At 56.3% G+C, this 22896-nt stretch carries 18 protein-coding genes; 8 read left to right on the top strand and 10 right to left on the bottom strand.

Features of this window, described 5'->3' with window-relative positions; genetic code table 11:
- Nucleotides 1–107 precede the first annotated feature (107 nt).
- Together HY010_23440 and HY010_23435 are read right to left on the bottom strand one after the other, a co-directional pair.
- Nucleotides 108–1136, bottom strand: a complete 1029-nt coding sequence (locus HY010_23440) for a TonB family protein (protein MBI3478693.1) — start codon at nucleotides 1134–1136, stop codon at nucleotides 108–110.
- Between the two features lie 126 nt (nucleotides 1137–1262).
- Nucleotides 1263–1538 (bottom strand): hypothetical protein, encoded by a 276-nt coding sequence (locus HY010_23435; GenBank protein MBI3478692.1) that lies wholly within the window; start codon nucleotides 1536–1538, stop codon nucleotides 1263–1265.
- A gap of 436 nt (nucleotides 1539–1974) precedes the next feature.
- Between HY010_23435 and HY010_23430 the strand changes: the two genes are divergently transcribed.
- Entirely contained in the window at nucleotides 1975–2748 is a 774-nt protein-coding gene (locus HY010_23430) for a hypothetical protein (GenBank protein ID MBI3478691.1), read from the top strand.
- Nucleotides 2749–3027: 279 nt separating this feature from the next.
- Here HY010_23430 and HY010_23425 read toward each other — a convergent pair whose 3' ends face one another.
- The 6 genes from HY010_23425 to HY010_23400 form a co-directional block, all read right to left on the bottom strand.
- Nucleotides 3028–3741, bottom strand: coding sequence for a hypothetical protein (locus HY010_23425; protein MBI3478690.1), 714 nt, complete (start codon nucleotides 3739–3741; stop codon nucleotides 3028–3030).
- Between the two features lie 359 nt (nucleotides 3742–4100).
- Entirely contained in the window at nucleotides 4101–4724 is a 624-nt protein-coding gene (locus tag HY010_23420) for a tetratricopeptide repeat protein (protein MBI3478689.1), read from the bottom strand.
- 251 nt (nucleotides 4725–4975) lie between these two features.
- Nucleotides 4976–6283 (bottom strand): hypothetical protein, encoded by a 1308-nt coding sequence (locus HY010_23415; protein ID MBI3478688.1) that lies wholly within the window; start codon nucleotides 6281–6283, stop codon nucleotides 4976–4978.
- 243 nt (nucleotides 6284–6526) lie between these two features.
- The gene (locus HY010_23410) at nucleotides 6527–7378 is read right to left on the bottom strand and encodes a DUF4262 domain-containing protein (GenBank protein MBI3478687.1); all 852 of its coding nucleotides are present in this window, start codon (nucleotides 7376–7378) and stop codon (nucleotides 6527–6529) included.
- A gap of 584 nt (nucleotides 7379–7962) precedes the next feature.
- The gene (locus HY010_23405; protein MBI3478686.1) at nucleotides 7963–10701 is read right to left on the bottom strand and encodes a diguanylate cyclase; all 2739 of its coding nucleotides are present in this window, start codon (nucleotides 10699–10701) and stop codon (nucleotides 7963–7965) included.
- Nucleotides 10702–10990: 289 nt separating this feature from the next.
- A complete protein-coding gene (locus HY010_23400) occupies nucleotides 10991–11656 on the bottom strand; it encodes a glycine cleavage system protein H (GenBank protein MBI3478685.1) in 666 nt (221 codons plus the stop codon).
- 600 nt (nucleotides 11657–12256) lie between these two features.
- On the opposite strand from HY010_23400, the gene HY010_23395 reads away from it, so the two are divergent.
- Complete coding sequence (locus HY010_23395) at nucleotides 12257–15103, top strand: protein kinase (GenBank protein ID MBI3478684.1); 2847 nt, start codon at nucleotides 12257–12259, stop codon at nucleotides 15101–15103.
- A 43-nt stretch (nucleotides 15104–15146) separates the two neighbouring features.
- On the opposite strand, the gene HY010_23390 is transcribed toward HY010_23395, so the two are convergent.
- Together HY010_23390 and HY010_23385 are read right to left on the bottom strand one after the other, a co-directional pair.
- A complete protein-coding gene (locus HY010_23390; protein ID MBI3478683.1) occupies nucleotides 15147–15539 on the bottom strand; it encodes a DUF3592 domain-containing protein in 393 nt (130 codons plus the stop codon).
- Nucleotides 15540–15565: 26 nt separating this feature from the next.
- Nucleotides 15566–16801: an LssY C-terminal domain-containing protein gene (locus HY010_23385; protein ID MBI3478682.1), complete on the bottom strand. Its 1236-nt coding sequence runs from the start codon at nucleotides 16799–16801 to the stop codon at nucleotides 15566–15568.
- Nucleotides 16802–17045: 244 nt separating this feature from the next.
- Here HY010_23385 and HY010_23380 point away from each other — a divergent pair, with 244 nt between their 5' ends.
- The 6 genes from HY010_23380 to HY010_23355 all read left to right on the top strand — a co-directional run bounded on the left by HY010_23380 (nucleotide 17046) and on the right by HY010_23355 (nucleotide 22735).
- A complete protein-coding gene (locus HY010_23380; protein ID MBI3478681.1) occupies nucleotides 17046–17513 on the top strand; it encodes a hypothetical protein in 468 nt (155 codons plus the stop codon).
- Nucleotides 17514–17557: 44 nt separating this feature from the next.
- Nucleotides 17558–18883 carry an acetyl-CoA hydrolase/transferase family protein gene (locus HY010_23375; GenBank protein MBI3478680.1) on the top strand — a complete coding sequence of 442 codons (1326 nt, stop codon included), beginning with the start codon at nucleotides 17558–17560 and terminating at the stop codon, nucleotides 18881–18883.
- A gap of 2 nt (nucleotides 18884–18885) precedes the next feature.
- Nucleotides 18886–19170, top strand: coding sequence for a 4Fe-4S dicluster domain-containing protein (locus tag HY010_23370; GenBank protein MBI3478679.1), 285 nt, complete (start codon nucleotides 18886–18888; stop codon nucleotides 19168–19170).
- A complete protein-coding gene (locus HY010_23365) occupies nucleotides 19142–20206 on the top strand; it encodes a 3-methyl-2-oxobutanoate dehydrogenase subunit VorB (protein ID MBI3478678.1) in 1065 nt (354 codons plus the stop codon). The genes HY010_23370 and HY010_23365 overlap by 29 nt, the downstream gene beginning before the upstream one ends.
- Nucleotides 20207–20335: 129 nt before the next feature.
- Nucleotides 20336–21943, top strand: a complete 1608-nt coding sequence (locus HY010_23360; protein MBI3478677.1) for a 2-oxoacid:acceptor oxidoreductase family protein — start codon at nucleotides 20336–20338, stop codon at nucleotides 21941–21943.
- Nucleotides 21944–22081: 138 nt separating this feature from the next.
- Entirely contained in the window at nucleotides 22082–22735 is a 654-nt protein-coding gene (locus HY010_23355; protein ID MBI3478676.1) for a hypothetical protein, read from the top strand.
- Nucleotides 22736–22896 lie beyond the last annotated feature (161 nt).

Raw genomic sequence — 22896 nt, 5'->3', positions numbered from 1 at the left:
ACTACTTCGCCTCGGCCCTATAGGGCTGGCTTGTTGGTGTAATTGCGTTCTTCACCAAAGGTCCGCGTAGGCACGCTCAACGATCCTTTTGTCCCGAAGCACCTTAGTCAACGTTCGAGGACGAATTCGACTCGCACTTGCGTCCGCATCCTCACTGGCATACCGAGAATGCTATCTGGCTTGAATCGCCACTGCTGCACTGCATCCAAGGCTGACTCGATGAGTAACGGGTTGCCGGAAAGGGCGCTCAAACTAAGAACGGTCCCGTCCTTCGCGATCAGGGCGTCAAGGATCACCTGCCCTTGAATCCTTATATTTCTCGCCAGTTCTGGGTAAACGGGTTGAACCTTCCAAATCGGTAAAGACTGGGCCTCCGACTGAGAGAGTGTCCGTGTTCCATTCTCTGGTTGTTCACCAGTGGGTTGTCGCGTGTAGGTTGTCCTGATGTCCCTGCTTAGGAAGGCGATGACTTGATGTGAAGCAATCGCGTAGGCTCCGGTTGGCTGCAATTCAAGATATCTGTGGAGCAACTGCAATGCTTCATCAGGCACAGTCGCTTTTGCATGAACTACTTGCGCCTTGCTCAGTAGGTTTGTGCCTTTGAAGTAGTAAGCCATCGCGAACTGAGGATTTAACCTGATCGAGTCACTGTAGGCGGCATTCGCCTGCTCCAAATCTCCAGTGTTTGTCAGTATCGCGCCGATATTGAAATAGTATTGATAGGCGGCTGTGGAATCTACCGCCACAGCATTCTTATACGCCTGCACAGCTTCACCGGTCATGCGCAACTTGACATATGCTTCGCCTAAATTGTTGTAATAGGCCCCAATCGGCTTAATTACAATCGCTTTCCTATAAGCGGTGGCTGCTTCCTGATAGTTGTTGGCACCTTGATAGGCTTCCCCCAATTTGGCCCACAGCAGGTCCCTCGAAGGATCAAGCGTCGTTGCATCCTGCAGCACAGAAATCGCGCCCGCCCAGTCCCCCTTTTCTCTATCCGCCTTCGCTATCGCAAGCATCTTATTCAAACGCGCCTTGATTTTCTGGTCGCTCCGATCCGGGTGCGGTGGCGGAGTTTGCCCAAACAGCGTGGCTGCAAGCAATATCGCCATCAAGGGATTGATCGCTACCTGCATAACGCACGGTCCTAGTGTGAGGTTGTCTATAACGGTTGACGATTATATGACACTACACTCGTGCAATTGTTGAAAGCAGGCGTTTACACCAACTATTCGGAGACGGGCCACTCCGGTCGGCAGTACTTACCTCCCAGCCGCTTTCAGAATGACCATCGCGCACAGGCCTACGACACCGGAAACAATGCCCGTCCAGAATACCAACCGACAGAAACGCGGTAGGACGCTCCGGGGAAACAGGGCTTCATAGGTCTGCAAAACGTCATTACCGCCACGGAAACTCAGCCACTCGATTCTGTTTCTGGATGAATCCCCTTTCATCAACTGGACTCGCATGGCCCAATGGAACACAATGCTGACGATCGCCAGCATCACCAATGCCGAGAACGCGAATGCGACCATTTAACGGCCTCTCCGAGGCCCGCGAACGTCCGTATGATATGCCAATCAAGGGTAACTGGCGAAATCAGGCGTTAGCACCAACTACTCCAAGAGGGCATTGCGAGCGGAGTGTAGTTTCCGCCTAAGCAGCTGGGGCTCTTCATTGAGCCATCCGTCCCCAAGGGTCCGAGCCCTGTCAAACTCGGGAGCACGCGGCTGGCGAAATCCCATGGTCGCGACTTTCGTGGAACCCCACCACCCTTACGCAGAGAACGCGCAAGGATGGGGCACCCGGCTGGCCAATTCTGCTCAGACCCTGGATAAAGGAGACCGGAGGAGGGCTGGCCGAAATGAACTCTACTTGGAGGCCTTGGACGGAATTTGAGCCATTTCTCTTGCGCTTTGCGCAATAACTCAATAAGGACGCTCTAAACCAAGGAGATCCTCGGAGGGTGAAATGAAAGCCAATAGTCTGCGACTAGTCGTCGTACTAGCGAACATAGCGTTCCTTTTTCTCGGATTGAGCGCGCACGCCCAAAACAGCTGCACATACACATTCCAAACTAGCAAGAAAGGGAAGACATTCGAATTCTGTGTCAGCAGCACCGGAAACATCGCGGAAATTACTGCGAACGGCGTCAAACAACTTTCAACTTCAGGTGTGTCCGGGTATACGGTCAGAATCAATTCCGATTTTGGTGGCGGCTGTGGTTTCGATTACGGCTCTCTGGGCAATGGCGGCTGGGATGGACCAGTTCGGGTCACACAGCCAAATGGAACCGGCACCCTGCCTATCTTGGTTTTTTATGACATGGTTCCATACCATCTGACCGAGACGATTACCCAGGTCGCTGCCAGTAACTTGGTTCAGGTGAAGATGGCAGTCTTTAGCGAGGTGGGACGAGGTGTCAACCCCGCGACAGTCACAGTCACGCGAGTGGCAGATTTCGACATCGATAATACCGCCAATAACTGGCTCGATCATTCGCTAATCCTCTCATGGGCCTACAATCAGGATGGCACCCGGGCCACACTCTATCCCTCCAATTACGCAGCAGCATTCATTGAAGAGGCCGGAGTGGTAGCAAATCCGAAAGCCGGTTTCGACTTTTGCAATATCTCGAGTGCATCCACGCCATTTCACGGTGACGGGGCCGTCTATTCGCGCACCATTTTTGAGGTGCATCCACAAGCCACAAAATCGGTTACATTCGCGTATCAGATTTTTTGAGAGACGGCCAAAAGCAACGCCGCCGTGATGATGGACCTTTTCTTACCATGAATTCTTGGCTCAAGGCGGTGTTGCGACTAACAATTGTTGAAGTCAGGAAATTTCACTAAGGTCGCGACTTTCGTGGAATCCCACCCTTGCGCAGAGAACGCGCAAGGATGGGGCACCCGGCGATTGTTGGTGAGATTGCGATGTTACGTCAACTACGGTTAAGAGGGCTGCTTTCTGGCGAGTCGAGTGTACGACGGACCCTACTAGTCGAACCGGTGGCTAGCGAGCTTACGGGGGAGGCATCGCAAAGATTGCGTCATCTAGAGGTACGTTAACCTTGACCTCGGTGACGTCCGAGACATATTTCTTGCCGGTTGGCCTAACGACATTTTCTATGTGCCAGGGTAGTCTGGCCCCCTCGGTTTCTAGATAGTTTGAGTAATAGGTCTCGACCGGTCGGTCAAAACTGGTATCTTTCCTGAGCAAGAGACCCGTTTGCTGGTCAAAATAGAGAGTGGCCGGGCGACGGCCGACTACCGCCACCACGTAAGCCTGCCGATTGAGAATATCAACCTCCCCGCGAAAGTCAGTTTTCGTGAACTTATCGCTCCAGTGCACAATATCTTCGAAGTTCACTTCATCCTTGGGCCAGTTCTTGACTTGCTTGGGTTTATGATTGCCTTCCTTAACCCATCGTACTTTCCCGTCATATCCCTGTCGGAGTTCCACAGACTTGTGCTCGATCATTAACTCCTTATCGGGCAGCTTTGAATACTTCTCGACATGTATTCGATCCCCGTCCCAGTCGACAAGAGTGCCCTTGCTGAAGCTGGTTTTGATGCTATCGTGTGCCGTTGTACCGCCAACGGCTTGAACAAATCTAGCGAGAACTTGCTCAGCCGTCGGCAACGGTTTTGGATGGCTCTGTTGGGATAAACAAGGGAGGGTCAGGCCCAGAGTGAGTGTGAAGCACCCTAACAAACCCGCAATGCCGCGTTGCATTTGTGACCCCTTCCAGATCCTCCGGCAGGCTTCGAGTCGACAACAATGTCCGTTTCGCTCCGATAGTAGCCACAATTAAAGGGCACTACAAGTACAGCAATCACCCAATTCGGCTGATGATAACGATGATCCGTGTGGTAGTTGCTGTAATCAGGCGTTAGCACCAACTACTCCACAACGGCAATGCGAGCGCAGTGTAGTTTCCGCCTAAGCAGCTGAGACGCTTCATTGAGCGCATCCGTCCGCGAGGGTCCGAGCCTTGTCAAACTCGGGCGCGCGGCTGGAGAAATTCCATGGTCGCGACTTTCGTGGAGTCCCACCCTTGCGCAGAAAACGCGCAAGGATGGGGCACCCGGCAATCAATGTGCTGATTTGAGTTGGGCTAGGATCGTCTGAGCGTTGTTAGCTGAGCTCGCCGCACTCTCTCGAATCCCAACGTTGATGTCACTGTCATCTTTCACGCGGTTGAGCTGCGGAATTGCCCCTTCAGCGGTTGTTACGGCATCGGCGGTTTTACCCAGCCGGAAAAGTGCAACTGCGATCAGCACTCGCGCATTCGCCTGGTCCATTAGCTGAATCATCGCGAACTCATGGGAACCGCTTAACTTCTCAGCTTTGGAATAGTTCGTTTCTGCCTGTCGCAAGGATGCCAATCCACCTTCGAAATCACCAGCGTGCATCTTCGATACGGCAAGGTCTTGCTGGGCGCTTGCACATGTTGACACCGAGGTTGTCTCAGAGGCGCAATCCTCCTTCACGCTTTCTAGCAGTTTCTGGAAGATCGGTATCGCATCAGTGGGACGATTTGCCTGAACGTAGCCATTGCCAACTTTTCTCAAAACCCGCTGCTCCTGTTCCGCCAGAAGAGGCTCCTTGCGAACCATTTCTATGGCTGCCTCGTATTGCTTAACCGCATCGCCCGCGTGGCCAGCCTTAAGAGCTTGGTCCGCGTTGGAAAGAATCGTGTTGAGACGATCTTCCAAGGCGAGTTGGCCCTTGGAAATTCCACCTGACACCGTGACGGAGTCTTTGCGTTGCGGGAGCTGCGCCTTCTCCTGGGCGAATGCTCCGGCAGAGCAGAAAAGAATCAATGCGAGAAACACACACACTACGGGCATCAGACCGCCTACCTTCCCGTGGACTATAAAGCACTGGATGAGATTAGCAAAGATGGATGGAGCACCCCGGCGTTCGCACCAACAACTGCCCCATGGAGTCTGTCGCTCGATCGGTCTTATTCCAGTCGGACAACGAACACGTCCACCCTGTGGCGTCCTTTCGCATCGAGGCCCAGCGTCTTGAGCGCATCCGAAGTAAATGCGAGGAACTTTCCGTCCTGGGACACTACGCCAACCGCGTATTTGCCAATGAAGTAGCGGGACCTTCCACTGTTGTAGGTGCTGCTGAAGCGATAGACGATTCCGCTGACGGGATCGACACCGATCACCTCATCTTCCCATGGAGCCTCCGGAGGCCAGGGACGCGAGTTGGTGGAGAAAAACGGGTTCAGATCATTCGGATCGACATTATTCCAACTGGCGTGTTTGTCTCCTCTAACATTAGAAGGCAGCATACGAGCCGGAATGACAGTCCGGTTGTCGGTGGGATCGTCATACGGCTGAGCGCGCCATTGTCCGAAATGTTCTGCTGTGATTAATTGCAAATAGCCCTTCGCGCTGTGCCCGAGATCGACTCCTGCTTTTACGTTCAACGTCGGAATATTCCAGAAGTAAGGGCCGTCAGCGCAAGCAGTCCAACACTTGCCACTGGAGAGGATCGCCACATCGCCACCCGCAGATGCGCTCATGGCGTGCAGGCCAAACCTGTCCGGGACAGAAATTTTCCCGCTCGGTCCCCAGTCCCCGGTCACTTCGCCGGTCTTGGTATTCAACACGCGACATCCCTGGCCAATCGTATAGGTCCCTGCGTAGATGCCCAAATCCTGACCATTGTCTGAGAGCGCCGCGGTAAATACGGTGTCGTCATTGTTCACCGAAAGAGTTCCGGACCAGTTGATTTGGACGGAAGGCGGCAAGCAGTTCGCGAAGTCGTAAACTTCAGAAATCTTTTGTTGCCGGAAATCTACTCGTTGAAGGATCGTTTTGGGGCCGTCTGAATGCGCGCTCGTAAGTAGGAACAGGATTTGAGGGTCGAGATGGCTGAACGACAACGATCTGGTTTCGAAGGCATATTGCCAGTCAGTTCTTAAACGCGACTTCATCGTCGCAGGGTCAAATGACATGACCAGACTGGTCGCATTGGTATCGCGCACCACCAGCATGGTGGAATCTTTGTTCCACAGATTTGGAGTTCCAGAGTCGGCGGTCTGAAGAGATCGATTCTGGAATGTGGTGCGGTCGGTCATCCGGACAATCTGGCTTCCAAAGTTGGGATCGACGACGATGACATTGGCGCGGGACCATGTCATCTTGATCGGCTTGATTGGCTTGAGGTCAGTGCGCGCGTGGTAGAAGGCCTGAGCGCAGCAGAGCGCACTCATGAGCAGGATCACTGCCGCAAGTTGCATTTGCTTTCCGGTCATAGTGTCCTTGAACTGAACCAGTGGTCATTTTCCAAGGGGATCGCTAGCGCCAATGGTGGAGAGGCAGAACAATAACGGACGAGAGTGCTACTCCAAGGTCCACCATTGTTTTGATTGATTGTGCCGAAAACGAAGGCGCGAAACATACTCACAAGTGCATCGAATGCTCGCGGGCAGAACAGCCAGTATGATTTTTTTGGCGGGGGCAATGAGTGCAATCGCGATTTTTCGCGAATTGAGAGATCACTCGGAAGCATCGACTGGCTCACGTTTTCTTCGAACCCATGGTTCTCCGATCTTGTCGCGCTCGGCGTACCAACCTAAAGGTAGGTCTGCCAATTCAGCAATGCTGGGGTCGCGGTCGATGGGGTGGTGAAAGCATGAGATCACACCACCGGGGCCGCTCATACTGTTACCCAACAACTGCCACGCGCCATCTTCCGCATCGTGTGATACGAACGTCACCGGCTCGGTCCCCTCGTTGACTGTCTTGGACAGGTAGACTCCTGTGTGTGGAGGGTCCGGGAACTTCCAGCTGAATAGGCTGCTCGTCGGGTCAGTTGATGCCCAAAAATCATTTTCGGCTCTAGCCATTGGGGCGTTCGGCTGCATGAGCGGTTGCTCAAACGCTCGGTCAAACCCCTCGTCCTCAGGGAACCGGTTCTCAAGGTCTGGATACACGGCTTGCAGCACGGGAAACTCAACGCCGTCGTAGTACCAGACGGCCCAGTCCATCAGGTGTTCCACCCACTTTGGATCCACGGGTCGGAACTCGCAATCGACCTCCCCTATTAGATCGTGGCGTCGACCCTGACTGAGATCAACGCCGGACCGCAAAAGCTTCGCTCCTTCATTGAGAGCAGAGTGCGCGGTTTTTGGGGGTAGTCCGACGGTAATGATTTCCGGTTTGCCACACGTATCGAAAATGCCGATCGTGTATGACCACCCAAGATCGTGCTTCGAACCCGTAACGCTCACAACCGAGCAACCAAACTCCTCGACGTGACTGATTGTGCGATCGTCCTCCGGGCCTAACTTGCTTTCCCTGAACTTCCGCGTTCGCGCAGTTTGGAACTTGTTTTTACGGAGAGCCATATTGGACAGAAAGGCTATCATTGCTCAGTTGTTGTTAACAGGCGTCAACACCAACTACTCTCCCTGCTCGGGCCACGGGAGACTCGATGGCCGACGAGTGAAATTGATTCCATAGCAAAGTCGGCTCCAAGCTCCGAACAGACTTTGGGGGCAAACCAAAGGCTCGGGAGAAAGGAGCCGAACGACGATCAATATAGGAATCGGGACTTGCGGCAACTGCTGTGGCACCGGCCGTGGGTCACGCGAATAGTGTGCGGATCGCCGGGGCCGTCTTTGCCTCTGTTACTTGCCTGCAGCCTTCTTCTCTTTCGCTTCCAGTTCCCGCACCGCAGCCATGGTGGACTGAGAAAAGTCTTTGCGGTTGGTGTTCTTTGGACGGCGCTTGCTTTTGCTGACATAGTGATTTTGAGCCATGATTTCTCCCTGCTTTTGCTGGCGGTTGGGGACGCCTGCCCTTAATTAGATGAAGAGAATGCCGGAGGTTCCCCAGGCGGTTCCAATATCTGGACCTCCATCATAGCCGATAGGCGCCATAAACGGGCAATCGGGGCAGTGCGGGCGAGGCTGGCCTGGATTTCTGCGGCTTAGATATCGAGTCCAGCGGCGGCATTCCGGCTGCGCTGGCGTTCCAGTACTTCTTCCGATCCGGCCATCTGTTCGAGGATGTTCTGCAGGCGGCTGCGGCTTTCGTGGCTTTCCTCGACGAAGCGCAGAGCCGCTCCAATGCCCATATCCATGCGCACGACTTCGCCATTCAGCGCGACGGACGTATGCTCGACCGAGAAAGTCAGCCGTACTTGCGACTTGGGCAATAGGATCGAACTGGTCTCGACATAGCACCCGCCCAGGCTCAAGTTGGTGAGGATGCCAACCATCCCGCCCTCTTGTCCCGGCTGCGTGATCTCGGCGGTCAGACGGCCCTTGTGGCGGGGATACAGACGGCGATTCTTGCGGGTGGGCTGGCTTTGCTTTTGCGTATACATCCGCCGATCGGCTTCGGTCAGCAGCTTCTCCGCATCCAGCCCGTCTTCCGGATACACCGACTTGCCGACGCTCAACGAGAGGATATCCTCGCGGCAAACTTCAATGCCGACCTGGTGAACAAGCTCGCGCATCTGTTCCGCTTTGCGCGCGGACGCTTCGGGAGTCAGTCCGGGGGCAATCACGACAAACTCGTCTCCACCCATGCGGGCGACGTAGTCGTACTCGCGGCTTGTCTCCCGCAACGAATGCGCGAACAGGCGCAGCACTCGGTTTCCTTCGAGGTGTCCAAATCGGTCGTTGATCTGCTTGAAGCCATCCATGTCGCTGACCATCACGGTCAGCGTCGTGTTGTCGCGCTTGCAGCGGGCCAGTTCGCGATCCAGTTGCAGGAAGAGCGAACGCGCGTTCGGCAGGCCCGTCAGGTAATCCGTGGTCGCGGAATTCTCGGCTTGCTCGTATTTCAGTGCGTTCTCAATCGCCAGCGCCATCTTCGAACTCACCGCGAGCAGGATGCGCAAATGGTCAGAGGTGAAGAAGTCTTTGTCCGCGTGATATAGAGCGACCACACCGACTACGCCCTGCAATCCTTCCAAAGGCACAGCCAGCGCGGAACTCAACGTACTGTACTTTGACGGATCGTTCAGATATCCGGGCTCGACCGACGGATTGCCATTCAGGATCGGCTTCAGATTCTGCGCTACCCATCCCGACAACCCTTGCCCAATCGGAATCCGCAACGATGCGAACAAGCGGAAGTTGTCGCCGTTCACATATTCCGGCACCAGTTCCTCGCCATGCCGGACATAAATCGCAATCGCGTCGTAAGGCGCGAGCGCGCGCAGCTTCACCGAAAATACCGAAAGTGTTTCGCCCAGGCTTAACGAGGCTCCGAGGTCCTGACTCAGTTCGAACAAGGTCTGCGCTTCCTGGCGGGCAGCCGCGATCGAACTCAGGAAATTGCGATCGGCGAATTGCGTCGGCTTGGTAGTGGTTGCGAATCCAGCCGCCGGCTCCAATCCGTGTTCGACCTTCATTCCGGTCGACAACTTCGCAAGTCCCAGGCTCTCGATGCGCTCGCGGACCAGTACCTCGAGTTCGGAGTAACGACGCTCCAGCACGTTCACGACTTTCGGATCAAACGACTTGCCGGACTCTTCCGTCATGCGCGACATCGCATCGTCCAAGGGCAGCGCTCGACGGTATTGCCGGTCGGATGCCAGCGCATCCAGAAAATCTACTGCCGCCAGAATGCGCGCGCCAATCGGGATTTGAGTTCCCTTCAAGCCCAGCGGATAGCCGCTGCCATCCCATTTTTCGTGATGAGCGCGAACAATCGGCACGACCGGATACGGAAAGCGGACGCGTTCCAGAATTTCCGCCCCAACCACGGGGTGGATCTTCATCTTCTCGAATTCTTCCGGCGTCAGACGTCCCGGTTTCGAGATGATGTGTTCCGGAATCGCCAGCTTTCCGATGTCGTGCAGCAGAGCGGCGGCCTGCAATGCTTCCCGCTCCTCGGGACTGACCTGCAACTCTTTGGCGACTTCGAGCGCGTAGATACGCACACGCTGTAGGTGATCGTGCGTAGTCTGATCCTTGGCTTCAATCGCCAGTGCCAGCGCCTCAATGGTGCGCATATGCAGGTCAGCGATTTCTTCGACGTGCCGCTTTTCAGCTTCCAGTTTGCCAAGATACAAGCGGTAGGAACGGTAGATCAGGTATACGACGGGCAGGATGAGCAACGATGTTTGCCAATCCGTAAAGTCGTGGAGCCAGCTCATCATCCCCGCTACGCCCGCACCGACCAGGTAGTAGGGGAAACTCCAAAAGTAGCAATCGGCCCAAATCCTGCGCAGCGACTTCCGCTCGGTCAGGGAAATGACAGCAGCGACCGGAACTGTATTGGCGACAAAATAGACGCAGGCAGCGAGGAACAGCAGCGTGGACGGGTTACCGACTAAGCGATGAAGTACAGGAGTGCGATAGGAAACAAACGTCGCCGCGATCGCGAGCGCCGTCGAACAGACATTGAACGCAACTTGAATGGGAGCGGGGCGCTGCCGGTCCAGGCACTGGACAACGACAGCGGCGCATCCGAGCGCCATCGTCTCCGAAAAACTCAGCTCCAGAACGCCCAGCAGCAGGAATAGAAAGTTCACCGACATCGTGCCGGTGATGCCGGGTAGATTCACTTTCAACCGTGAAGCCACCAGCGCGATCATCAGGTAACACAAGAACTTCAGGGGATTGTGGCTCGCACCGTGCAGGACCGTATAGGTGAGCACACTGGTGCCGCAAAGCACCACGACCGCGATGAAGGCGCGGGCTCCCGAGTTCATCTCCCTCCATGAATGAGGGCGACTTGCCATTCTTACGGTCTCCTGCCCGGGATCCCGGCGAGCGATTCCCAAGGGCAAAATCGAGGGGGAACTTTATTGATATCAGGGGCTGGGTATGGCGGGAAGGGACCGCAGGTTTTAGGGACAAACTTCCGTAACTAATCGAGGTGACCAATTCTCTTGACGTTGCATTTTCCAGCCAAAAACGCGACCGCCCGGGAGTTGCTGGGCGGTCGCGGTCAGGAGCGATACTGGCGAGCAAGCACTGTTGAAAGTCGAGTCTCTCCTCCTACGAAAGGAAGAATTCTTTGGCGATTTCGGACCACTGCTGATCTGGAATCTGGTCGGTCAGATTGTCGACGGCCACGCCACCATCCTGTGCCAGGGCTCCCAGCATCATTGGCATTCTTTTCTGCAGGCGGCCGGCGGATTCTTCGGTCCACCACTTCGCCAGCGTGCCAGCCAGCAGGTTGCGGAAATTCGTCTTGGCATCCGGAGAGTGGACTGTTACCAGCCAGCCTTCTCCGTACGGGTCAGTGCGGGTCAGCAGGGGGTTGCCGGTCAAGGTGTCATTCACGTCGGCAACGCTGCCTTCGATCGGAGAAACCATGTCCACTGCGGCGCCGTCGCGGAATATGGTCGCGATTTTTTGTCCCTGGCGGATCCACTGTCCGCGCTGCGGCAGGACGATGCGCTCAACTTTGCCGATCAGCTTCGAGGCAAAATCGTCCATGCCCACGCGCACCATGCTTGGCCCCTCGCTCAGCGCCCAGGTGTGGCCCGGGTGATAACGCAGATTCGCGGGAACCTGGAAGCCGCCCACAACTCCGGGCTGCAATCGCGGCGTATTCTTGGCCACCTGCAGCGCAGGCTGCGGTACCGTTTTTCTCTGGCTGTAGAAGTGATCGATCGTTAGCAGTGTCGCAAAAGTTAGGAGAACCAGGATGACTGTCATAACCCACCTCGTTGTTCGAGGGCTTCTTGTTTTCTTGCCGCTCGCCGCTATTCATAAAGGCATTCACGGGGCCACACAGGCCAACGCGCGGATGTAGTTGAGCGACAGCAGTCATCCCTATCAAAAGAAACATCTTCCAAAGCGACGGGAGGCATGACCCGTTCCCCCCGCTGAAATTCGCCCGATGACGCATCGATGCGTTTCACAGCAACTTCCCGAAGCAATTCGCAACACGCTCCCGATTTCAAGATCGAAGTGCTTGAGCTGCATGGGTTTGCGAGTTTCAGTACGATTGTTGCGCTTCGCCACACGGCGTGATGAAGAACACTACAGCAATCCTTGCCCGCGATATGGGGAGAGTTGCAACACGATCCTGCGAGGAGCATGCACTATAACAACCCAACGCCGTCGAGTTGTCTCGTGGGTGGAAACGTCAGCAAAAGGACCGCGGGTGATCCCAAGTGAGCAGGCAGAAATCGAAAAAATTAGGCGAACTACCGACCTGCCTGCATCGTATAGAAACAAAGGGGCCGTGTGTTTGACTTGCCCTGGAGCCCAGCCTAACATCGGAGAATTCTCCCGTCGGGGACTTCCTTCACCATGATCGGCCAGACCGTCTCCCACTACCGTGTGCTCTCGCAGCTGGGTGGCGGCGGCATGGGCGTAGTGTATGAGGCGGAAGACCTGAACCTGGGTCGGAAGGTCGCGCTTAAGTTCCTGCCTCCGGAAACAGAAAAGGACGCCAGCGCTCTGGACCGCTTCCAGCGTGAAGCCCGGGCCGCATCCGCACTTAACCATCCCAATATCTGCACGATCTACGAGATCGGACAAGATCAAGGCCGCCACTTCATCGCCATGGAATTACTGGAAGGCGAGACCCTCAAGCACGCCATCCATGGCCAACCCTTAGAGTTAGACCGGCTGCTCGATCTCGGAATCCACATCGCCGATGCGCTTGATGCCGCACACTCGAAAGGCATCATTCATCGGGACATCAAACCTGCCAACATCTTTGTTACCCAGCGCCATCAGGCCAAGGTTCTGGATTTCGGGCTGGCCAAGCGAACCGTGCAACACTCGGCGTTGACCGCCATTACAGTCGGATCCACGGCCACGGTCGATCAGCCTTTCCTGACCAGCCCAGGTTCCACCGTCGGAACAGTGGCGTATATGTCGCCCGAGCAGGCCCGCGGCAAAGAACTCGACGCTCGCAGCGACTTGTTTTCCTTCGGCGCGGTTCTTTACGAAATGGCCACTGGCGCGATTCCCTTCCGCGGTGATACATCAGCAGTAATTTTTGAGGCGATCCTGAACCGCCCGCCGACATCGCCGGTCCGTCTGAACCCGGACCTTCCTCCGCAGCTGGAACAGATTTTGAATAAATTGCTCGAGAAAGATCGGGAACTCCGCTACCAGAGCGCGGCCGAAGTGCGCTCCGACCTGAAGCGCCTGAAACGCGATTCGGAATCCGATTCGATTCTCGCCGCCGCTGGATCCTCGTCTTCGAACCTTCGCTATGCGCCGCAGCCGAAGCAGCCGAGGAAGTTTCCTGGCTGGCTGGTTCCCTCGATCATCGTTGCGATGGTGGTTCTCGGACTCGGTTTCGTTTACATCAAGCGCAGCCGTGCACTTACGGAAAAGGACGCCATCCTCATCACCGACTTCGTGAACACCACGGCCGACCCAGTCTTCGACGGAACGCTCAAGAAAGCGCTCGCCGTCGACTTGGGACAATCGCCGTATCTCAATGTGTTCCCCGAGCAAAAGGCTCGCCAGACCCTACAATTCATGGGGCGCAATCCAGACGATCGCATCACCACCGACATAGGCCGCGAAATCTGCCTGCGCGATGGCATCAAAGCTCTGCTCACCGGATCCATTGCCAGCCTGGGCAATGACTACGCGATTACTTTGGAGGCCGTCCACGTCAGTACCGGCGAGACGTTGGCTCGCCAGCAAGTGCAGGCCAACCGCAAAGAAGATGTTCTGAATGTGCTGCACAAAGCGGCCAGCGAACTGCGCGGACAGTTAGGTGAGTCACTCGCTTCAGTGCAGAAATACGATATCCCACTCTCGCAAGCGACAACCTCCTCGCTCGATGCTCTGAAGTCTCTGAGCATGGGAGATAACAAGCACGCGATGGGCGACGAAATTGGAGCCGTGCCCCACTACCAGCGCGCCACGGAACTTGACCCGATGTTTGCGATGGCCTACGCACGCCTGGGAGCGGTGTACAACAACCTGCAGCAAACACAATTGTCCGAAGCCAACCGGCAAAAGGCGTTTGAACTCCGGGATCGCGCCAGCGAACGCGAGAAGCTCTACATCACGTCGCACTACTACAGCGACAGCGGACAACTGGAGAAGGGCATCACTGCTCTCGAGATTTATAGCCAGACCTATCCCCGCGACGGAGTTCCCTGGAACAACCTGGCCAGTATCTACAACACGCTGGGACAGTTCGATAAGGCGCTGGAGCATGCGCGCCGCGCGGTCGAAGTCGATCCCGACATGATCGTCGGATATTCCAACATGGTGCAGGCCTATGTTGGGCTCAACCGCGTCGAAGAGGCCCGCGCCACTATCAATAGCGCGCTGCAGCGGAAACTGGGCGGAGCTTCCCTTTACAACACGCTGGCCACCATCGATTGGGCCGAAGGGAAAGACGCCGAGATGGAAAAAGATCTCCAGCTTGGTGCGGAGACTCCGGATGGCGAACTCATCACCATTCAGTTTCGGGCGGCAGTAGCGACCGCTCGCGGCCAGGTGCGCCAGGCTCGTGCGTTGACGCGCAAAGCGCAAGACATGCTCGATCGGCTCCACCTCACCGGCCGCGCCGATCTGGAATCACAACTGGCAGCGTTTGAATCGGTCGTGGGCAATCAGACCGAGGCGGTGAACAGTTCCAACGCCGCCTTGCGTCTGTCGCAAACGTTGAACGTCCGGTGGAACGCGGCTTTGGCACTAGCGCTGGCCCGGCAGGATCAACGAGTGCTCGGCATCGCCGATGATATTCAGCGCGACCGGCCGAACGATACGATCGCGCAAAATGTCGCCGTTCCCACCATCCGTGGCAGTGCCTATCTCTGGCCGGGCAAAGCGGGGAGGGCCAATCCCGACAAGGCAATCGACCAACTCAACACTGCCTTGGTCTATATGCGAGCCAGTCCGGGAACGCTATACACCCGAGGCGTCGCTTATGCGCAAGCGAAGCGCTACTCCGAGGCAGAACAGGATTTTCAGCAGGTTCTCAACCTGAGGATCGCGCGCGGGCCGGACATGATCACCGCCCTGGCACAAGTGGAATTAGGACGCCTCTACCAGAAACAAGGAGATTTCCCCAAAGCCCGCATTGCCTATCAGAATTTTTTCACGATGTGGAAAGACGCCGACCCTGACGTTCCACTGCTGCTGCAAGCGAAGGCGGAGTACGCGAAAGTGCAGTAGGCATCGAAGAGAGAAATCAGTCTCAATCCCCACAGCGTCGTAATCAATGGCCTCGATATTCTTCGCCGTGCCATGCGGCCTGATCTTCAATTCGCACCACGGAGATTTCGGGGCGGGTTGGCGAATAACGAATTGAGATATTTTGTCCCTTCCAGCGAAGAACCTGCGCGTCAGATTTTTTCTCGCTCCTGTCCCGCAATTGGAATTGTCCGGAGTAATACTCCGCAGCGACTGTATAGGAATAGGAAATGTCGGTCAGCCACGTGCTGTCATGCTGATAATTTGAGGCCGACTCGACCTTGCCAAAGGTCGCGGGCCATTGGCGGGCACTTCGTCTGCGCATCCACACGGTGATGCCGCCACCGGCTGCAATAGCGAAAAAGACTGCCTCGCGCGCCAAGCCTAACCATGCGATCGGGTCGCGGCGAATTGACATACATCCTCCGGGGTACCTCGCAGCGGCTACTGCAGAAACATCACCAGCACCTGGCCGTCCGACTGGTAGCCGCCGCCCGTGGCATTGCGGGCGTCCTGGACTGCATCCGTTGGAGTGAAGTAATGCATGACCCGAATCTGGCCTGCTCTCTGTAATGAGTCGCCGATGTGGTCGCGCTCTCCATCCACGAGCGGATCGATCTTGTGCGTAACTTTTCCGTTGCGCTGATCTTTTTCAAAGCCGATATCGTGTGTTCCCGCCCCTGCCCATACCGGCAAGCCTTTGTACGTGGCCGTCGACTTCCATATACGGAAATGATGGCGGCTCGCAACCATTGCGTACGGCTCGGCTTGTTCATATCCGAAATCCTGGACGCGCCCGAAAAGATAAAGCTGGCTCATCGGCATCTGCAGATAGTCCTCTTTTTGTGTGGCCATCAGGATCGCCTTCGCGACCGCACCAGGAGTCGAAGTATCCGCAACGTGCCAGTTGGCGGCGGCAAGAGCATCCTGTACCTGCTTCTCCGAGCCAATCAGGATGAAGTTCACCATGTCGCCGAGGTGCTGGAATTCGTCATTGACTCGCCGCGGCAGCGCTTGCAAGTCTTTGCTGAGCGCATCATCCAAGAGCCCCCGAGAAACAGCCAGCGTTGCGGAGGGCGCGGCTGCGGCTTTTGTAGTCTCCGCCGAACCGGACGACAAATTTGCGTCCGACGCCATTCCCTGATTGTCGGCCGTCGTCGTCTTTGCGCCGCCGAATTGCCCACTCATAAAAATCTGCGCCGCGCTCGCCAGTTTGGATTTGATCGATCCGGCCTCATTCGCTGCACCCGGCGATACATGAATCTTGACGGAGTACTTTCCGGTACATCCTGCCGCCGCGCCGAGATTCGATCCCAAGAAGAGTCGTCCAGCCTCGGTGACCTTCAAATTTCTTGCGGCGCCGACAAACAGGAGAGTGTCCGATTTCTCCTGCAGTTTCGCCAGCAACGCTCCCGGCAGCGCAGACTCAAGCGGCAGTTTGCCCGCATTTGCCAGGTCGGCCAATCCCTGCGGATCACAAAGATTGTTCCCTGTTCCGAGTGAACTCGCGGAAATCTCAACCAGATCGCCGAGATGCAGATCGATACCGGAGTCGGTCCAACTCTGGGAGGGCGTTATTTCCAGCGTCTTGTCGACTGGCGCGGCGACGGTGGGCGTCGTTTGACCCCACATCATGGGTGCCATCACCAAGGCCAGACAGCATCGCGAGAGGGCTTTCATACTTTCTCCTGGGACTTCCAATTATGTTCCCGCGAGGGAGCTCTCGCCAAGAGCGGCGACGTCCCTGAATGCCCATCCAACCCATCCGGACGGTTGGTCGGTAGCCACCAAAGAGTGGCGGATCTTACACATTTTACAACTACTTGCGTGAGTGATAATCATCACTGATCGATGTGCTGCCGGTCACCGCTACCCTTGTTATTCAAGCCGAAACTGACGATGAAGCGTCAAGGGAGGCGCGGTCATGATGTTAGCTTATCGACTCGTCCGTCTGATCGAGACCCACTCCGACGAACTCGCCGCCGGACTCCTGGAGCAAGTGCAAAACTCCGAACTGACCCGTTCTTACCGGCATGTTGCGCCTGAAGAGCTGAAATCCCGCGTCAGTGAAATTTACCGCCACCTGGGCGACTGGCTCCTCGGCAAAGGACGCTACGACATCGAGCAACGCTACGAACAAATTGGCACTCGCCGGGTTCACCAGGGTGTTCCGATCAGTGAGTTGGTCTGGGTGATCGTCCTGACCAAGGAAAACCTGTATACGTTCCTGAAAAAGGCAGCTTTGCCGGAGAGCACGGTAGATGTCTTCGGGGAACTGGAGATGTTACAAATGCTCGATCAGTTTTTTGATCGCGCAATTTACTACGCGGCGATCGGATATGAGCGCGCTCTGGCGGCACATGAGATTCCGAGTCCGGTGAGCACGCACTAGGATTAACGTTAGAAAGTCTGAATAAGAAAGTGAAAGAGGATCGAATGTCGTTTGAGATCAATTATCAGAACAAAATCCGTACCGCCGAAGAGGCACTGCGTTGCGTCGAGTCTGGGATGCGAGTCTACATTCAGCCGGGCTGCGCCGAACCGGAGACGCTGGTCGAAGCACTGATGCACCGCGGCCCGGATGTCGAAGATGTTGAGATCGTGCACATGATGACCATGGGCACCGCACCCTACGTGGCGCCGGAAATGGCTGGGCACTTCCGCCACAACGCCGTATTCATCGGCGGCAACGTGCGCGACGCCATCAATGATGGGCGCGCGGACTACACTCCGATTTATCTCAGCGAAATCGAGGAACTGTTTGAGAGCGGCGCGATGCCGATCGACGTCGCGCTGGTACAGGTCTCGCCACCGGACGCGCATGGTTTTTGCAGCTTCGGAATCGGCGTCGACACCACCTTGACCGCGGCCAAAGTAGCTCGTTTTGTGGTCGCGCAGGTGAATGATCAGATGCCGCGCACCAATGGTGACAGCTTCATTCATGTGAACGACATTGACATGGTAGTCGTGCAATCGCGGCCCCTGTGCGAGATCAAGCGAGTTCGCATTACCGAGATGCATACCGCCATCGCCCGCAATGTTGCCGGGCTGATTGACGACGGGTGCGTTTTGCAAACCGGCATCGGCGGAATTCCGGATGCAGTTCTGCCCTTCCTGATGGATCGCAAAGATCTGGGGATCCACAGTGAACTGGTTTCCGACGGAGCGATTCCTCTGATCGATGCGGGAGTTATCACCGGCGCGCGCAAGAATTTCAAGCCTCGCAAGATTATCGTCGGGTTCATTCTGGGCACGAGGAAGATGTTCGATTACGTACACAACAACTCGATGTTCGAATTCCATCCCACCGCGTACGTGAATGACCCTAACTTCATCGCGCGCAACGACCGCATGGTGGCCATCAATTCCTGCCTGCAGGTGGATTTGACCGGACAAGTCTGTTCCGACTCGATCGGCAACCAGTTCTACAGCGGGATTGGCGGACAAGTCGACTTTCTGCGCGGCGCTTCACGTTCCAAGGGTGGCAAGGCGATCATTGCGCTTTCTTCCACCGCCAAGAGTGGGACCATTTCGCGAATCGTCCCCATGCTCAGCCCAGGCGCCGGAGTGGTCACTTCGCGCGGCCTGGTGCGTTACGTCGTCACCGAGTTTGGCGTCGCGTACCTGCATGGCAAGTCGATTCGGGAGCGCGCCAAAGCTCTGATCGATATCTCTCATCCTAATTTTCGGGAAGAACTTTACACCTATTGCGAACAGACCAAGTGGTTGCAGCGTCCGCAATCGATGTCAGCAACGAGGTGAGTATGGCTGGACAAGCACGAGGCAACATTCTGATCGGCACGGAAGAGTGCAAGGGTTGCGGACTGTGTGTTGAATCCTGTCCTCCGAAATGCCTGGAACTGCGCCCGGATTTGAATACCTACGGAGTACATCCCGCGCGTTACACGGGCGAAAACTGCACCGGCTGCGGGATCTGCTTCTATTGCTGTCCCGAGCCAGGTGCGATCACGGTCTACCGGCTAGTGCCGGCAGCCAAGCCGGTCGCCGAAGTAGAAATGCATGGGGGCTTACATGCGGCAGCTTTGTAAAGGCAACGTCGCCATCGTCAAGGGCGCCATCCTTGCCGGATGCCGCTCCTACTACGGATATCCCATTACTCCAGCCAGCGAGATTGCCGAAGCGGCCGCGCTCTACATGCCGCAAGTCGGCGGAACGTTCTTGCAGGCGGAGAGTGAAGTCGCCGCCATCAACATGGTGTACGGCGCGGCTGGGGCCGGCGCTCGCGTCATGACCGCCTCCTCCGGTCCCGGCCTTAGTTTGATGCAGGAAGGAATGTCCTATCTTGCAGGCGCCGAACTGCCGTGCGTGATCGTCGACATCGTCCGTGGAGGACCGGGGCTCGGCAACATTGCTCCCGAACAGAGTGACTATTTTGCCATGGTCAAAGGGGGCGGACACGGTTGCTATCGCAACCTCGTGCTCGCCCCCGCTTCCGTTCAGGAGATGGCCGACCTTACCGTGCTGGCCTTCGAACTGGCCGACAAATATCGCAATCCAGCAGTGGTCATGGCCGATGGCTACATCGGGCAGATGATGGAGCCGCTCGATCTGGAGTTCCGCGAGCCAGAGATTCCAGAACGCCCGTGGGCTGTGAAGGGAACGCCGGAAACGCGCAAGAATCTCATCAACTCGATTTTCCTGGAGCCCGACGCGCTCGAAGAACATATTCGAAAACTCGAAGCAAAATACATTCGAGCATCTCAGACCGAAGTACGGTACGAGACCTTCGAAGCTGACGACGCCGAGATCCTGCTGGTCGGTTACGGCATCACGTCACGCATTCTGCGCTCCGCAGTCGAGATGGCCCGGCGCGAAGGCTTGAAAGCCAGCTTGTTGCGGCCGATCACGCTGTGGCCCTTCCCCACCCAGGCCATCGCCGAGGCAGCCAAGAAAGTTCAGAAGATTCTCGTGGTCGAATTGAGTAACGGGCAGATGGTGGAAGACGTGCGTCTCGCCGTCAACGGCAAGGTGCCCGTCGAGTTTTACGGACGGACCGGCGGCAACGTCCCGTCCGTAGAAGAAATACATTCGCAAGTCATGCAGCGCGTACTGGCGCTGGCGTAGCACATATAGGGCGGAGACTCCTGTCCGCCGGCCGATGGCAGATTGGCAAGAGAAACGGGAGGGCACGGCTTCAGCCGTGCCGCTCGATGCAGAAAGAACTGGGGCTTTAGCCCCCGGGGCGGAGTGAATATGGCAGCGGAAACGAAGCCCGACGTCAAAGAATCAGAAATCCTCGCGGCCGGCTACCAGGTCAGCCACTCGAAGTCTCCTCTCTTCTACGAAAAATACGAACGCAAAGGCGAGCTCCAGGGCCAGACCCACTATTGTCCCGGCTGCGGACACGGCGTCGCTCACAAGCTGATCGCCGAAGCTCTCGCCGATCTCGGACTGCAGGACAAAACGATTTTCGTCAGTCCAGTCGGCTGTTCCGTTTTTGCGTACTATTATTTCGATGTGGGCAACGTGCAAGTCGCCCACGGTCGCGCTCCTGCCGGAGCCACCGGCATCAAGCGCACGCACCCCGACAAGATCGTCATTTCCTATCAGGGCGATGGAGACCTCGCCGCCATTGGCACCGCTGAAATCATTCACGCCGCCAACCGCGGCGAAAAGATCACGGTCTTCTTCGTAAACAACGCGATCTATGGCATGACAGGCGGCCAGATGGCGCCGACGACGCTGGTCGGCCAGAGGAGCACGACATCCCCTTGGGGACGGCGTCCTTCGAATGAAGGCTTCCCGCTCCACATGGCCGAACTGATTTCCGGCCTCGAAGCTCCTGTGTATGTCGAACGGGTGGCGCTCTCCGACAACAAGAACGTGATGAAAGCTCGCAAGGCGATTCACCGGGCGCTCGAGATTCAGCGCGATGGCATTGGCTTCTCGTTTGTGGAGATCCTTTCTCCATGCCCCACCATCTGGGCGAAGGATCCGGTTGAAGCCCGCAAGTGGGTTGCGGAAACCATGATTCCGAATTTCCCCTTGAATGTATTCAAGGACAAGAAGCACGAACCCGTGGAGAACGCTGTCGTCCCACAACGCCCCGTGTACGAGGTGCTGGAGATCAGCAACGCGCCGGTCGGACCCGATGCTCCGATACAGTCCATCCCGGCCAACGCGCACGATGCTTCTGACCAATCCATAAATACGCCAGCCGAGACCGCGAAGTTGGAGGACATCAACGCGGCCAGCGCGCCTCGCCCTCATGTCCATCACTTTAAGGAGTTTGAAGTCAAGGTCGCTGGATTCGGTGGACAAGGTGTCCTGTTACTCGGCCAGTTGATCGCCGAGATGGGCATGAGAGAGCGACTGGAAGTAAGTTGGCTACCGTCCTATGGCCCTGAAATGCGATCGGGCAGCGCGCACTGTCATGTGTGCCTGTCGAAGGAACGCATTGGGTCGCCAGTCATTTCGCATCCTGATGTTCTGATTGCCTTGAACGAAATCTCGTTGCGGAAATTCGCTGCGCAGGTCGCCCCTGGGGGCTTGATCCTCTACAATCGCGACCGGCTTCCCGCTGACTTTCCGCTTCCACAGGCCCGCATCGTCTGCCTGCCTGCTTCAGAAATCGCGGACAAGCTCGGCAACACCAAGGCCACTAACATCGTGATGCTGGGAGCGCTGCTCGAAGAGACCGAGTGCTTGCTCCTCGAAACCGCCGATGACGTTCTGAAAACGAAGATCAAGAAAGTGGCCATGCTGGAGGTGAATCGCAAAGCTCTTGCTGCCGGACGCGAATTCATCGATAACTATGTCCGCGTCGGCGCAGTAAGTCAGCCGGACGGATTTTCGTACTAAGACGAGCGATCGATAGGTCGTTACGCAAGCAGGAGTTACTTGCAGTCAACAACTTTCTGCTTCCACCTGAGCACGGAAGTGAGTCACAGAGGTAATCTTTCGCAACACTCCCCCGAGCATCATGATAATGAGTGCTGCATGCGCTTTCTAGTACGCGGGGGACTTGTGAATGAGCAGCGGCGGTACCTTCTCTCAGTTGGGCTCGCCTTCATATTCTTGGTGTCGCTAGTTGCATTCGGTCAAACCGACAATTCCACCGCAACGACGCCGCTCGGCGACATCGTAAAGAAGAACAAGCAGGCCGGGACGCCCAAAGCGAAAGTCGTTGTCAACGACGACAACCTGACTTCGCATCGAGGTCCAATCCCGGCGATCTCTCTGGAGGGCGTCGACAATTCCGACGAGATTGTCCACGCCATTCAGGAATTCAAGAAGACCCACACTCCGGCCGAAACCGAAGAGACGATGCGATTGTGGTACGACGAATTCGACACAATGATGGCAGACGTCCTCGACGACAATAATCGCCTGGTCAAACGAAAAGAGGATCGCGCCCTCAACGAAGCAACCGGGTCTTACTACGGAACCGATGGCGACTACGAACGAGCCATGCGGCGCCGCAATAGCGCCATCGCGGAAGATCGCTCGGACTTCCGCAGGGAACGCAAGAACGGCATGATGATGGCCAGGATTCAGCAGACCTTCATGAAAGTCCGCAACGCGATGCAGTCGATTGGCCTGAGATACGAATGGTTCAAAATCCGCAACGGAAACGGCAACGGCAGCTTTTGATTCCGCGATCCTGGGCGAACCAAGAAAAGCACTTTGACCAACACCGCCGTTCTTCGACAATCGAGCCAACGTAGCGCCCGCCCCTTCGTCTCTGCCGGCTTCGTCAAATTCGATCTTTTCAGCTGCATGGCTGGAAGTGTGCCACTGCGAAGCTCGCCCCA

The organism is Acidobacteriota bacterium (assembly GCA_016196065.1).
Lineage (GTDB): Bacteria > Acidobacteriota > Terriglobia > Terriglobales > Acidobacteriaceae > Acidiflorens.
Note: the sequence above shows the minus strand (reverse complement) of the source record. Positions and strands in the feature narration are given on the sequence as shown.